Genomic DNA, 13,821 nt, shown 5'->3' on the forward strand with positions numbered 1-13,821 from the left:
AGCGGGGGGCGGGCGGATCGGCGCGTCCCCTGATTGGCCCGGCAAAATCAGGGGAACAGCGGAGGAATGACACAACCCATCGAAGACTACGCACTCATCGGCGACCTCATGACCTGCGCACTGGTCGGCCGCGACGGGTCCATCGACTGGCTGTGCCTGCCCCGCTTCGACTCCGCCGCCTGCTTCGCCGCCCTCCTCGGGGACAAGGACAACGGCCACTGGAGGATCGCCCCGGCCGGCGCCGCCGACGGCGAGCCGTGCACGCGGCGGGCGTACGCCGACGGTTCACTCGTCCTGGAATCGCTCTGGGAGACCGACGAGGGCACCGTCAAGGTCACCGACTTCATGCCCCAGCGCGATGTCGCCCCCGACGTGATGCGCGTCGTCGAGGGGATCTCCGGACAGGTCACCGTCCGCAGCACCCTGCGCCTGCGCTTCGACTACGGCAATGTCATCCCCTGGGTCCGCCGCAGCGAGGGGGACCGGGTCGCCGTCGCCGGACCTGACTCGGTCTGGTTCCGCAGCGAGCCCTCCGTCCGCACCTGGGGCGAGGACCACAGCACCCGCTCCGAGTTCACCGTCGGTTCCGGCGAGAAGGTCGCCTTCGTTTTGACCTGGCACCCCTCGCACGAACGGCGCCCTGAGCGCGTCGACCCGTACGAGGCCCTGGAACACAGCCTCGCCGACTGGCGGGAGTGGGCCGGGAAGTGCCGCTACAAGGGCCCCTACGAGGAGGCCGTCACCCGCTCCCTGATCACCCTCAAGGCCCTGACCTACGCCCCCACCGGCGGGATCGCCGCCGCGGCCACCACCTCGCTGCCCGAGGACCTCGGAGGCGTCCGCAACTGGGACTACCGCTTCTGCTGGCTGCGCGACGCCACCCTGACCCTCGGCGCCCTCCTGGCCACCGGCTTCGTCGACGAGGCCCGCGCCTGGCGGGGCTGGCTGCTGCGCGCCGTCGCCGGCGACCCGGCCGACCTCCAGATCATGTACGGGATCGCGGGCGAACGCCGTATCCCCGAGATGGAACTGCCCTGGCTGCGCGGGTACGCCGACTCCGCACCGGTGCGCATCGGCAACGCGGCCGTCGACCAGCTCCAGCTGGACGTCTACGGAGAGGTCCTCGACTCCCTGTTCCTGGCCCGCTCCACCGGCCTGGCCTCCGAACGGCACGCCTGGAAGATCCAGCTCGCCCTGCTGGACTTCCTGGAGCGCAACTGGCGCCGCCCCGACGAGGGCCTGTGGGAAGTGCGCGGCCCGCGCCGCCACTTCACCCACTCCAAGGTGATGGCCTGGGTCGCGGCCGACCGGGCCGTACGCACCCTGGAGGCCGCCCCGCACATGCCCGGCGACGTGGAACGCTGGCGGACCATGCGCGACGAGGTCCACCGCGACGTCTGCGAGCACGGCTACGACCCCGAGCGGGGCACCTTCACCCAGTACTACGGCTCCCGCGAACTGGACGCGGCGACCCTGCTCATCCCGCGCGTCGGCTTCCTCCCGCCCGACGACCCGCGCGTCATCGGCACCGTCGACGCCGTGCGCGACGAGCTGGGCAGCAGCGGCCTGGTCCGCCGCTACAGCACCGAAGGGCCCTCCGTCGACGGACTGCCCGGGGACGAAGGGGCCTTCCTGGCCTGCTCGTTCTGGCTGGCGGACGCCCTGCACATGACCGGCCGGCCCAAGGAGGCCCGCGAGCTCTTCGAACGGCTGCTGGCCGTCCGCAACGACGTGGGCCTGCTCGCGGAGGAGTACGACCCCGCCCTCGGACGCCAACTCGGCAACTTCCCCCAGGCGTTCAGCCACATCGGCCTGGTGAACACCGCCCTCACCCTGGGCGGCGAGGCCCCCTGAGCACCGATGGCCGGCGGGGCCGCCGCGGTGTGCGGCGGCCCCACCGGCCGTCTGTTTCGTCGCAGCGGGCGCTCACGCCACGGCCGGCTCCTCGTCCTCCGGGATGCTGACCAGCCAGCGGGTGTCCTTGCGCGGGCGCAGGTACAGCGCCCAGTACAGGGTGGCGACGGCGGTGATGCCGCCGGTCCACAGCAGGTACACGGTCTCCTGCTGGGTCAGGATGTAGGCCAGGACGGCGATCAGCGCGATCGGCACGGCCGGCCACAGCGGCATCCGCCAGGCGGCCGCCTCGCGGTGCGCCCCGCGCCGGCTGAACAGCGTCGCCACCGCGACCAGCAGGTACATGCCGGTCACCGACACGCCCGTCACCCCGTACAGGGTGTCCAGGTTGACGAAGCACATCGCCGCGCCCGGCAGACCGACCAGCAGGGTGGCCACCCAGGGGGAGCCGAAGCGGCCGAGCCGGGACAGGCCGCGGTTGACGGGCTCGGGCCACGCCTTGTCGCGGGCGGAGGCGAAGAGCACCCGGGAGTTCTGGATCACCATGACGATGCCGGCGTTGATGATCGCGAGGGCCACGCAGAGGCTCACGAAGGTGCCGACGGCCGAGTTCGACCAGGCGGTCACCATCGCGCCGAGGTCACCGGAGGTCAGCGCCTCCAGGTCCGGGGCGCCCAGGGTGATCGCGATGACGGGAACCAGGATGACGGCGGTGGAGATGGCGAGCGTGGCCAGCACGGTCCGCGGGACGTTGCGCCGCGGCTTCTCCAGCTCCTCCGAGAGGTAGACGGCCGTCGAGAAGCCCTGGGTGATGAACAGCGCGATCGCCAGCCCGGAGACCACCATCATGGCCGTCACCGTGGAGGTGCCGCCGCCCTCGGCGGCCACCGTGCCGTGCACCAGGGCGTCCGCGCCCCGCTCGCTGTGGGCGAAGCCCAGCACGGCCACCAGCGCGGCCGCGATCACCTCGAGGACCAGGAAGATGCCGGTGATCCAGGCGTTGGCGCGCAGGTCCAGCAGACCGGCCAGGGTCGCGAGCAGCATCACCGCGCCGCCGGCCACCGGGGCCGGGATGTGGACCACCGGGGCGAGGTAGTCGGCCGTGCCCATGGCGATCACCGGGGGCACGATCATCACCACGAGCAGGGACAGGACGAACACCAGCCAGCCCGCGAGCCGGCCCGCGAGGGTGGAGACCATGGCGTACTCGCCGCCCGCGCTGGGGATCAGGGTGCCCAGCTCCGAGTAGCAGAACGCCACGCCGATACAGAGCAGCGAGCCGATCGCGATCGTGAGCGCGGTCCAGGTACCGAGGCTGGAGAAGAGATCGGGCACGACGACGAACAGGGTCGAGGCGGGCGTCACGCACGACAGCGTGAGCAGGGTCCCGCCGACGACGCCGATGGAGCGCTTGAGCTTCTGCGGGGTGGGCCCGGTGGCGGGGGCGAGCGCCTGGGGAGCGCTGATCGTTTCAGTCATCGGTGCGGGATTCCGATCGGCAGTTGCGAGAAGAAGAGGGTGCGGGAGCGGTATCGCCTCCGAGGCGGTGGTGGTCACTTCCGTTGGTGGCTCCCGGGCCGTTATGGAAGCTCGACGACATCCGCAGGTCAATAGGTGTCCATCTACGGATTCCATCGTGCGGTGCAAGCCCGACACGCCGTTCCGAGCGTTAAGGCCGCGTAAACACCGGGGCGCCGAGGGGTGCGGGAACCGCACGGAGATCGGCACGAATTTTCTTCCGCTTTGCTCGGCGGACGCCGCCGGGGCCGGACCGTGAGACGGGGGCCTGAGTCGTCAGGACCGGGAGGCCAGGAGCAGGGCGATGTCGTCCGGGCGGTCGGCCTGCCCCTCCGCCCCGGCCACCAGCCGGTCGGCGATCTCCGTCAACGGGGCCGGACAGGCGGCCGCCAGGGCGGCCCGCAGCCGCTCCACGCCCTCGTCGATGTCCCGGCCCGGCACCTCCACCAGCCCGTCGGTGTACAGGGCCAGCAGCGCCCCCGGTTCCAGCGACAGTTCCGATTCCGGATAGGCGGCCGCCGGGTCGACGCCGAGGACCACCCCGCCCGGCAGGTCCAGCACCTCGGCGCGGCCGTCCGCCCGGCACAGCAGCGGCTGCGGATGCCCGGCCCGGACGGCGAGGGCGCGGCCGGACGCCGGGTCGAGCAGCACGTAGCAGCAGCTGGCGAACTGTCCCGGATCCAGGTCGATCAGGAGCTGGTTGGTGCCCCGCACCACCTGCGCCGGGGTGTTCCCGCTGAGCGCGAAGGCCCGTACCGCGCTGCGCAGCTGGCCCATGGTCGCGGCGGCCGCCACCCCGTGCCCCTGGACGTCCCCGATGACCAGGGCCAGCCGGCCCGAGGCCGTCTCGATGACGTCGTACCAGTCGCCGCCGACGTCCATCCCCGCCGAACCCGGCAGGTAGCGGCCCACCGTGGCCACCCGTCCCGTCACCGGAAGCCGGTGCGGCAGCAGCGCCGCCTGGAGCCCACGGGCCAGCGCCGCCTCGCTGTCGTAGCGCCGCGCCCGGGCCAGGGCCTGCGCGATGAGGCCGGCCAGCGCGGTGAGGACCGTACGCTCCTCCGGGCTGAAGCCGCGGGGCGTGTCGAAGCCGAGGATGCAGGAGCCCACCGGGCGGCCGGAGGCGATCAGCGGCAGGAAGGCGCGGGCGCCGACATCGGCGTCCAGCGGGATCCCCGGGTAGGCCGACGCCAGGTGCTGCATGGACTCGAAGAACAGGGGCCGCCCCGAGGTCAGCGTCTCCACCCCCGGCAGCCGCGTGTCCAGGGAGACCCCGTCGAAGCGGTCGAGGAACCCGCGGGGGAAACCCGTCTCCCAGGCGAGGTACAGGTGGCGCTCGTCCAGCAGGTAGATCGCCAGCTGCCGGCCGCCGAACGCGGGCAGCAGCTCCTCGGTGACCACCGCCGACACCTGGCGGGCGGTCATCGCCCCGGTCAGCGCGATCGCCAGCGCCACGGGCCGGTACAACGCCGAAGCCCGCCCACCCGCCGCCCGCGCTGCGGCGCCGGCTCCGGTGTCGGGCTGGGCCGCCTCCGGGTCGGGCGGGTACACGGGCAGGCCGGGCGCCTCCAGGGTCAGCGTCACCCCCGAGGCCGTCGGGTACAGGCAGACCGACAGGGCCGGCGGATCCGCGTCCGGCCCACGCCGGGCCTCGAAGCACACCGGCTCGCCGGACAGGAACGCCCTCCGGACGTGGTCCTCGTACGCGGGGTGCCCCAGCCACGGCAGCGCCTCCCACAGCCCGCGCCCCGCCAGTTGCGCCGCGGGCACCCCGGCCAGCCGGCCGGCGGCCGCGCTGGCGAAGCCGATGACCCCCTGCCGGTCCACGGACAGCACCCCCTGCGCCAGCCGGTCCACGGCCTCCCCCGCGCCCCCCGCTGGCAGGGGCCACGGCACGCACAGCGGGTCCGCGTCCCAGCACACCGGATCCCCCGCCTCCGCCAGCCCGGCCAGCTCCCGCGCCAGCCCCTCGGCGGTCTCCCGCATCAGCCTGCGGTCGCCCGCGCCGACCGGGACCCCCGGCGTGGCCGGGCGCACCACCAGCAGCACCCCGAACCGCTCCGGCCCCGCGCGCACCGGCTCGTACAGCGACCCGAACGGGAAGGGCAGCCCCGCCATCAGCTGCGGGAAGCGGAGCACGGCCGCCTCCCCGTCCGGCAGGTGCACGGCCTGGCCGCTGCGGAACGCCTCCGCCACCGGGTACGGGCGGTTCACCTGGATCCGCCACCAGGGCCGGAACAGCGCCCCCGGCAGGCCCGTCAGCACCGCCATCCTGAGCAGCCCCTCGGTGCGCGAGCGCAGGTACACCCCGCCCGCCGAGCCGCCGACGGCCCGTACGGCATCCACCGCCGCCCGCGCGAGCACCCGGCCCGCGGCGTCGGACGCCGGGCCGCCGCGGTCCGGTGTCGCCGTCACACCGTCAGGATGCTCCCTGGTCCCCGGCCCCCGCACTCCGGCGTCGCCCCCCGCCCCCGGCGCGGTAGCCGGCCACCACCGCCGCCGAGGCCGCCAGCAGCACCGCCGCCACCGTGCGCAGCGCCACCCCCATGGCGTCCGTGAAGGCCGCCGCCTGCGCGGGGTCCGCCGCCGGGTTCCCGTGGAACCGGGAGGCCAGCACGGTGCCGACCACCGCCACGCCCAGTGCCGCGCCGATCTCCCGGGCGGCCGTGTTCAGCCCCGAACCCAGCCCCGCCTGGTGCGGCGGCAGGGAGGAGACCACCGTCACGGTCAGCGAGGGCGCGCACAGCCCCGTCCCGACCGACAGCACCAGCAGGTAGCAGGCGTACACCGCGTACGGGGTCCCCGCGTCGGCGGTGGACACCAGCAGCAGGCCCCCCGCGATCAGGCCGAGCCCCAGCCCCACCGGAAGCCGGGGACCGGTCCGCTGCTGCAGCCGGGCGCCGAGACGCGGCACCAGCGCCATGCCGACGGTCAGCGGGACGATCGCGAAGCCGGTCTGGGTGGGTGAGAAGCCCTTCGCGTACTGCAGGTACTGGGCGTTGACGAAGAACAGGGAGAACAGGCCGAAGAAGGCGGCGCCGATGCCCAGGGCCCCGGCGCGCAGCTTCTGCGAGGCGAAGATCCGCGGGTCCAGCAGCGGCCGGGCGGCGCGCAGCGCGTAGGCGGTGAAGGCGGCCAGCAGCGCGGCTCCGGCCGTGAAGGCGGTCAGGACCGGGGCCGAGGACCAGCCGTACGAGGGCCCCTCGATGATCCCGAAGACCACCGCGAACATCGCCCCGGCGAGGATCAGCGCCCCCAGCGGGTCGACGGCCGCGTCGGGGCGCGAGGGCGTACGCGGCACCGTGCGCGCCACCGCCACGGCGAGCAGCGCCGCCAGCGGCACGACCGCCCAGAACAGCGCCCGCCAGGTCAGGAACTCCCCGGCCAGACCGCCGCCGACGTTGCCCGCGAGGCCCCCGAGGCCGGCGGAGAGCGTCCAGGTGGCGAGCGCCTGCGGGCGCCGCTCGGGCGCGGTCAGGTGGACCAGGACCGACATGGTGGCGGGCATGATCAGGGCGGCCCCCGCCCCGCACAGCCCGCGCCCGGCGATCAGCACCGCCGGGTCCTGCGCGAGGGCGCTCAGCGCACCGCCCGCCGCGAACAGCCCGAGCCCGGCGAGCAGCGCGCCCTTGCGGCCGTAGCGGTCGCCCAGGGCCCCGGCAGGGATCAGCAGGGCGGCGAAGACGATCACGTAGGCGTCGACCGCCCACAGCAGCTGGCCCGGGCCGGGGTGCAGGGTCGAGGCGGCCAGCTGCGGGATCAGCAGGTTGACCGCGGCGACCATGCCCTGGGCGACGAGCACGCAGGCGCACAGTACGAGCAGGGCGGCGCGGGACAGCCCGTCGGCGGGGCGGCCGGGGGAGTCGCCCGGAGAGCCGGCGGCCGGGCCGGTGGTCGGGGGTGCGGCGGCGCGGGACGCGGGCGCGGCCGGCGTGCGGGCATGGCGGAGCACGGCTCCTCCTGGGAGTCGGTGGACAGTGGGATCCGGGGAGGTCAACCCCGTGCGACCACCGTAGAGTCGGGGTGACCTGCTTTCCAGTGCAAGTTCTGCAAGGGATGAATGCGTGTGACGCAATCCGGATCGGCCGGGCTGGACCTGAACCTGCTCCTGGCCCTCGACGTGCTGCTGGAGGAGTCGAGCGTCTCCCGGGCCGCCGCCCGCCTCCACCTCTCCGAGCCCGCCATGAGCCGCACCCTCGGGCGCATCCGCAAGGCCCTCGGCGACCCCGTCCTCGTCCGGGCCGGCCGGACGATGGTCCCCACCCCGCACGCCCTCTCCCTCCAGGGCGAGGTCCGCTCCGTGGTCGAACGGGCCCGGGCCCTGTTCCTCACCGGCGGAACGGTCGACCTCAGGACCCTGGAGCGGACCTTCACCGTCCTCGCCCACGACTCCTTCGCCGCCACCTTCGGCGCCACCCTCTTCCAGCGCATGGCCCGAGAGGCCCCCGGGGTGCGGCTGCGCTTCCTCTCCGAGAGCCACGTCGACGTGCCGGCCCTGCGCGAAGGCGTCGCCGACCTGGAAGTCGGCGTCATCGACACCCGTTCGCCCGAGGTCCGCTCCGAGCACCTCTTCGACGAGCGGATGCTCGGCGTCGTCCGGCCCGGACACCCCCTCCTCGACGGCCCACTGACCGCACGCCGGTTCGCCGAGGGGGAGCACCTGATCGTCTCGCGGCGCGGCAGGCTGGAGGGCCCCGTCGACACCGCCCTCGCCGAACGGGGCCTGTCCCGGCGGGTCGTCGGCAGCATCGGCTCCTACCCCGCCTCGCTGTTCGTCCTGCGGGAGACCGACCTGGTCGGCCTGATCGCCACCCGGACCGTCCCCCAGGCCGAGGCGCTCGGCCTGGTCACCTTCGAGGTCCCCCTGGACCTCCCCGCCCTCCCCTTCGGCCTCGCCTGGCACCCCCGCCACGACGCCGACCCCGCCCACACCTGGCTCCGCATCTGCGCCCGCGACCTGGTCCCCGTCTGACGGCGGCGGCCCCGCCCCCGCTGACCCGAACGCCTCCCCCGTACGGGGGACGCACCGCCCCCACCGGCCGCCCCGCGCGCCGCCGCCGGGGAGGCATCCGGCATGTACGACGACATCTCCAGCCACCCCGCGCCCCGCGCCGCCTTCACCGCGGCCGACGCCCACACCCTGCGCACCGCCCTCGACGCCCTCGGCGGGGTCCGCGACCTCGACACCCTCGACGTGGCCTGCGGGCACGGCGGAACCGCCACCCTGCTCGCCCGCGGCGGCGCCCGCCGGACCGTCGGCGTCGACAACTGCCCGGACCGCATCCGGCGGGCCCGCGAACGGCAGACCGGCCGGGAGGGGCAGGGGCCGGCCGTCGAGTACGTCGTCGCCGACGCCGCCGACATGCCCGCCCTCGGCCCCTTCGACCTGGTCACCGCCGTCTACGCGTTCAACCACGCCCCCGACCGCGCCGCCCTGCACGCCATGTTCCGCGGCATCCGCGCCAACCTGCGCCCCGGCGGCCGGCTGCTGTCCCTGGTCCGCAACCCCGGCGCCTACCCGCACGTCGACTGGTCCCCGTACGGGATGCGCATCCTCGACCGGGTACCGGACGGCGACGCGCCCCTGCTCAGGGCCCAGTTCCTGACCGAGCCCCCGCTCCACTTCGAGTACCGCGAATGGGCGCACGCCGACTTCGCCGAGGCCGCCGTCGACGCCGGGTTCTCCACCGTCGCCTGGCAGCCCAGCCGCACCCCGCCCGCCGACGCGAAGCGCGACGAGGCGTACTGGTCGGCCTACCGCGCCGCGCCCGTCAGCTCCCTGATGACCTGTACGGCCTAGGAAGCGGCCCGTGCCCCCGGCTCACCCGGTCCCGGCCGCCGCGCGGCCCCCGGCCCTCCCCGCCCCGGCGGCCGCGCGGGCCACCGCTCACTCCTCGTCGGCCGCCTCCCGGACCAGCTCCACGATCCGGTCGCGGGCCGCCCGGCCCTCCGGGACCGGCAGCAGCGGGTACCCGTGCGGCAGACCCGGCTCCTCGTGCCACTCCACCTCCGCCCCGGCCGCCCGCGCCCGGCGCAGCAGCTCCCGGCTGTCGGTGCTCAGCACGTCCCGGGTCCCGGTGAACACCGTCAGCGGTGCCAGCCCCGCGAAGGAGCCGTGCAGCGGGCTCACCCGGGGGTCGTCCGCGCTCAGCGTCCCCGCGTACAGTCGCCCCGCCTCCGCCAGCCCCGGCCGGGCCAGCACCGGGTCCGCCGGCTCGATCGCCGCCTGGCCGGGGTGGCTCATGCTCACGTCGAGCCAGGGCGAGATCAGCACGATCCGGGACGGCTGCGCCCCCGTCCGCTCCCGCAGCCGCTGCGCCGCGGCCAGCGCCATCCCGGCACCGGCGCAGTCCCCGAGCAGCACCGTCCCGCCCGCGCCGCCGCTCTCGATCAGGCCGCTCAGCAGGTCCGTGGCCACCGGGACGGTACGGTCGGCCGTCCCGCGCGGGGCCAGCACGTACGCCGGCACCACCACCCGGGCCCGGGCCCGGGTGACCAGGGTCCGGATCAGCGACCAGTGGGGCCGCACCAGTTCGTCGACGAACGCGCCGCCGTGCACGTACAGCACCCGTGCCACCGGCTCCTGTCCGAGCGGGCAGACGTCGTACACGGGCCAGGCACCGACGAAGGTCCGCGACACCTCGGCGACCCGCCCCAGCGAACGCGGCGGCAGGTGCGAGGCGGGCCTGCGGGCCGCCCGCGCCACCGTCGCCCGTACCGCCTCCGCGGTGGCGAACCGTCTTCGCCGGCCCGTCGCGACCAGTGCGGCCGAAAACGCCCTGCTGCGCAGACTCGGCACGCCCCTCACCTCCCCTTTCACCCCGGTCCCGGACCGCCACGGCGGTCCCGGTCCGGGCCCTACCCCGTTCCAGGGAGGAGCATAGGCGTGAAGCTGCGCTGTGGACCCGCTTAAGAAAGTCTCGATGGACTGATCACCGCACCGATCGGCAGATTGGTGACCGTCACCACGCCGCGCGCGCACCAGCGGGCCCGGCGGCCCCTCCTTCCGCACGCCTGGAGCCACCCCCATGAAGGCACTCGTCAAGCACCAAGCCGAACCCGGGCTGTGGCTCATGGACGTCCCCGAGCCCGAGTACGGCCCCGGCGACGTGCTGATCAAGGTGCTGCGTACCGGGATCTGCGGCACCGACCTGCACATCCGCGCCTGGGACGGCTGGGCGCAGGGTGCGGTGAAGACCCCGCTGGTCCTCGGCCACGAGTTCGTCGGCGAGGTGGCCGCGCTCGGCGCCGACGTCCGCGACATCGAGGTCGGCGCCCTGGTCAGCGGCGAGGGCCACCTGGTGTGCGGCAAGTGCCGCAACTGCCTGGCCGGCCGCCGCCACCTGTGCCGCTCCACCATCGGGCTCGGCGTCGGACGCGACGGCGCCTTCGCCGAGTACGTCGTCCTGCCCGCGCAGAACGTGTGGGTGCACCGGACGCCGGTCGACCTGGACGTCGCGGCCATCTTCGACCCCTTCGGGAACGCCGTGCACACCGCCCTGTCCTTCCCGCTGGTCGGCGAGGACGTGCTGATCACCGGCGCCGGGCCGATCGGCATCATGGCGGCGGCCGTCGCCAAGCACGCCGGGGCGCGCAACGTGGTGATCACCGACGTCAGCCCCGAGCGCCTGGAGATCGCCCGCAAGGCCGGTGCCACGCTCGCGGTGAACGTCGCCGAGTCCTCCATCGCGGAGGCGCAGACCCGCCTGGGCCTGCGCGAGGGCTTCGACGTCGGCCTGGAGATGTCCGGCCGGGGCGAGGCCATGCGCGACATGATCGACAACATGACGCACGGCGGCCGGATCGCGATGCTGGGCCTGCCGGCGCAGGAGTTCCCGGTCGACTGGGCCAAGGTCGTCACCTCGATGATCACCATCAAGGGCATCTACGGCCGGGAGATGTTCGAGACCTGGTACGCGATGACCGTGCTGCTGGAGGGCGGCCTCGACCTGACCCCCGTCATCACCGGCCGCTACGCGTACACCGACTTCCAGGCCGCCTTCGACGAGGCGTCCACGGCCCGGAGCGGCAAGATCATCCTCGACTGGACGAAGTAGACCCCGGGCCCGGCCGCCGGGCCGCGACCGCGGCGTACGGGCCGGCCGCCGGCGCCGACCGGACCGGCGGGGCCCCCGCCCGCCGGCCGGCCCCCGGCGGCGGCCGCCGTGACCCCGGCGGCCGACAGCCGTCGGCGCCACCCCTCGACCATCCCCCTCCGGCCGGGCCCCGCCCACCACCCCCTCCGCGGGGCCCGGCCCCCTCCCGTCCGCCGGACGGCATACCGCACAAGGAGAACCGACCATGTTCGAGTCCGTCCGCGAGGACCTCCGCGCCACCCTCGCCGAGATCCGCGCCGCCGGCCTGCACAAGCCGGAGCGCGTCATCGGCACCCCGCAGAGCGCCGCCGTCGCGGTGACCGCGGGCGGCGCCCCCGGCGAGGTCCTCAACTTCTGCGCCAACAACTACCTGGGCCTCGCCGACCACCCCGAGGTCGTCGCCGCCGCCAAGGACGCCCTCGACCGCTGGGGCTACGGCATGGCCTCGGTCCGCTTCATCTGCGGCACCCAGGAGGTGCACAAGGAGCTGGAGGCCCGCCTGTCGGCCTTCCTCGGCCAGGAGGACACGATCCTCTACTCCTCCTGCTTCGACGCCAACGGCGGAGTCTTCGAGACCCTCCTGTCCGCCGAGGACGCGGTGATCTCCGACGCCCTCAACCACGCCTCCATCATCGACGGCATCCGCCTCTCCAAGGCCCGCCGCTTCCGCTACGCCAACCGCGACATGGCCGACCTGGAAGCCCAGCTGAAGACCGCCACCGAGGGCGGCGCCCGCCGCAAGCTCATCGTCACCGACGGCGTCTTCTCCATGGACGGCTACGTCGCCCCGCTCGCCGAGATCTGCGACCTCGCCGACCGCTACGACGCCATGGTCATGGTCGACGACTCCCACGCCGTCGGCTTCGTCGGCCCCGGCGGCCGCGGCACCCCCGAACTGCACGGCGTCATGGACCGCGTCGACATCATCACCGGCACCCTCGGCAAGGCCCTCGGCGGCGCCTCCGGCGGCTACGTCGCCGCCCGCGCCGAGATCGTCGAACTGCTGCGCCAGCGCTCGCGCCCGTACCTCTTCTCCAACTCCCTCGCCCCCGTCATCGCCGCCGCCTCCCTCAAGGTCCTCGACCTGCTGGAGTCCGCCGGCGACCTGCGCGACCGGCTCGCGGCCAACACGCGGCTGTTCCGTACGAAGATGACCGAGGCGGGCTTCGAGATCCTGCCCGGCGACCACGCCATCGCCCCCGTCATGATCGGCGACGCCGCCGAGGCGGCCCGGATGGCCGAGCTTCTCCTGGAGCGCGGGGTGTACGTGATCGGCTTCTCCTACCCCGTCGTCCCGATGGGCCAGGCCCGTATCCGCGTCCAGCTCTCCGCGGCCCACTCGACGGCCGACGTGGAGCGCGCGGTGGCCGCCTTCGTGGACGCCCGGACGGCACTTTCCGCTGCTCAGGGCTGACATCATGGAGGGGTGATCGACCCCCGCCGGCTGCGCATCCTGCGGGCCGTGGCGGACCACCGTACGGTGACCGCCGCGGCCGCAGCCCTGTACCTCACCCCCTCCGCCGTCTCCCAGCAGCTCGCCGCGCTGGAGCAGGAGACCGGCCACACCCTGCTCCACCGCAGCGGCCGCGGGGTCCGGCTGACCGCGGCGGGGGAGATCCTCCTCGGCCACGCCCACGAGGTGCTCGCCCAGCTGGAGCGGGCGGAGGCGGAACTCGCCGCCTACGCCGGCGGGGCCGCCGGCGAGGTCACGGTGGCCGCCTTCGCGACCGGCATCGCCGAGGTGCTGGCCCCGGCCCTGGCCCGCCTCGCGCGGGAGCACCCGGGCATCCGGCTCCGCGTCCGGGACGCCGAGGGCGACCAGAGCCTGCTGCAACTGCTCGACGGGGAGGCGGACCTGGCCCTCGCGGTCGAGTACCGGGGCGCGCCGGGCGCCGACGACGGCCGCCTGTCGGTGATCCCGCTGTACGCGGAGCCCTTCGACGCGGTCCTGCCGTCGGACCACCCCCTGGCGGGCCTGCCCGCCGTGGCGCTGGCGGACCTCTCCGACTCCGACTGGGTGGGCCAGTACCCGGGCAACCCCTGCCATGACGTGACCCTGCTGGCCTGCGAACTGGCCGGCTTCGAGCCCCGGTTCGCGCACTCCTCCGACGACTTCCGGGCGGTCGCCGCCCTGGTCGGCGCGGGCGCCGGGGTGGCCCTGGTGCCGCGCTCGGCCCTGCGGGGCATCGACCTCAAGGAGGTCCGCGTCCGCCCGGTCACCGGCCCGGCGGCCACCCGTCGCGTCTTCGCCGCCACCCGCCGCGGCGCGGAGTCCCACCCGCTGATCGCCCCGGTCCTGGCGGCCCTGTCCCGCGAAGGGGAACGGGTACCCGGGCACTGAGGAGGCGAACCG

General features: G+C 74.7%; 10 protein-coding genes. 6 read left to right on the top strand and 4 right to left on the bottom strand.

Translation table 11 applies throughout. The features are described from left to right. The first annotated feature begins 66 nt into the window (after positions 1 to 66). The gene (locus ABZ716_RS05220; RefSeq protein ID WP_358956652.1) at positions 67 to 1,854 is read left to right on the top strand and encodes a glycoside hydrolase family 15 protein; all 1,788 of its coding nucleotides are present in this window, start codon (positions 67 to 69) and stop codon (positions 1,852 to 1,854) included. Between the two features lie 72 nt (positions 1,855 to 1,926). Here the strand turns inward: ABZ716_RS05220 and ABZ716_RS05225 are convergent, their stop codons facing one another. The 3 genes from ABZ716_RS05225 to ABZ716_RS05235 all read right to left on the bottom strand — a co-directional run bounded on the left by ABZ716_RS05225 (position 1,927) and on the right by ABZ716_RS05235 (position 7,210). Beyond that, on the bottom strand, positions 1,927 to 3,333 hold the full coding sequence (locus ABZ716_RS05225) for an APC family permease (protein WP_351883912.1): 1,407 nt from the start codon (positions 3,331 to 3,333) through the stop codon (positions 1,927 to 1,929). Between the two features lie 315 nt (positions 3,334 to 3,648). Beyond that, on the bottom strand, positions 3,649 to 5,787 hold the full coding sequence (locus ABZ716_RS05230) for a SpoIIE family protein phosphatase (RefSeq protein ID WP_358956655.1): 2,139 nt from the start codon (positions 5,785 to 5,787) through the stop codon (positions 3,649 to 3,651). A gap of 4 nt (positions 5,788 to 5,791) precedes the next feature. Further along, entirely contained in the window at positions 5,792 to 7,210 is a 1,419-nt protein-coding gene (locus tag ABZ716_RS05235; RefSeq protein WP_358957077.1) for an MFS transporter, read from the bottom strand. 222 nt (positions 7,211 to 7,432) lie between these two features. On the opposite strand from ABZ716_RS05235, the gene ABZ716_RS05240 reads away from it, so the two are divergent. Together ABZ716_RS05240 and ABZ716_RS05245 are read left to right on the top strand one after the other, a co-directional pair. After that, positions 7,433 to 8,344, top strand: a complete 912-nt coding sequence (locus ABZ716_RS05240) for a LysR family transcriptional regulator (RefSeq protein ID WP_358956657.1) — start codon at positions 7,433 to 7,435, stop codon at positions 8,342 to 8,344. A 102-nt stretch (positions 8,345 to 8,446) separates the two neighbouring features. Continuing rightward, positions 8,447 to 9,172 (top strand): class I SAM-dependent methyltransferase, encoded by a 726-nt coding sequence (locus ABZ716_RS05245; RefSeq protein WP_358956660.1) that lies wholly within the window; start codon positions 8,447 to 8,449, stop codon positions 9,170 to 9,172. A gap of 87 nt (positions 9,173 to 9,259) precedes the next feature. Here ABZ716_RS05245 and ABZ716_RS05250 read toward each other — a convergent pair whose 3' ends face one another. After that, positions 9,260 to 10,171 (bottom strand): alpha/beta hydrolase, encoded by a 912-nt coding sequence (locus tag ABZ716_RS05250; protein WP_358956663.1) that lies wholly within the window; start codon positions 10,169 to 10,171, stop codon positions 9,260 to 9,262. A gap of 229 nt (positions 10,172 to 10,400) precedes the next feature. On the opposite strand from ABZ716_RS05250, the gene tdh reads away from it, so the two are divergent. From tdh to ABZ716_RS05265, 3 genes are all read left to right on the top strand, one after another. Continuing rightward, entirely contained in the window at positions 10,401 to 11,429 is a 1,029-nt protein-coding gene (gene tdh / locus ABZ716_RS05255; protein WP_351883917.1) for an L-threonine 3-dehydrogenase, read from the top strand. A gap of 244 nt (positions 11,430 to 11,673) precedes the next feature. After that, positions 11,674 to 12,882, top strand: a complete 1,209-nt coding sequence (locus tag ABZ716_RS05260) for a glycine C-acetyltransferase (protein ID WP_351889572.1) — start codon at positions 11,674 to 11,676, stop codon at positions 12,880 to 12,882. A gap of 12 nt (positions 12,883 to 12,894) precedes the next feature. Then, positions 12,895 to 13,809 carry a LysR substrate-binding domain-containing protein gene (locus ABZ716_RS05265; RefSeq protein WP_351889569.1) on the top strand — a complete coding sequence of 305 codons (915 nt, stop codon included), beginning with the start codon at positions 12,895 to 12,897 and terminating at the stop codon, positions 13,807 to 13,809. Positions 13,810 to 13,821 lie beyond the last annotated feature (12 nt).

The organism is Streptomyces sp. NPDC006687, from assembly GCF_040636215.1.
Lineage (GTDB): Bacteria > Actinomycetota > Actinomycetes > Streptomycetales > Streptomycetaceae > Streptomyces.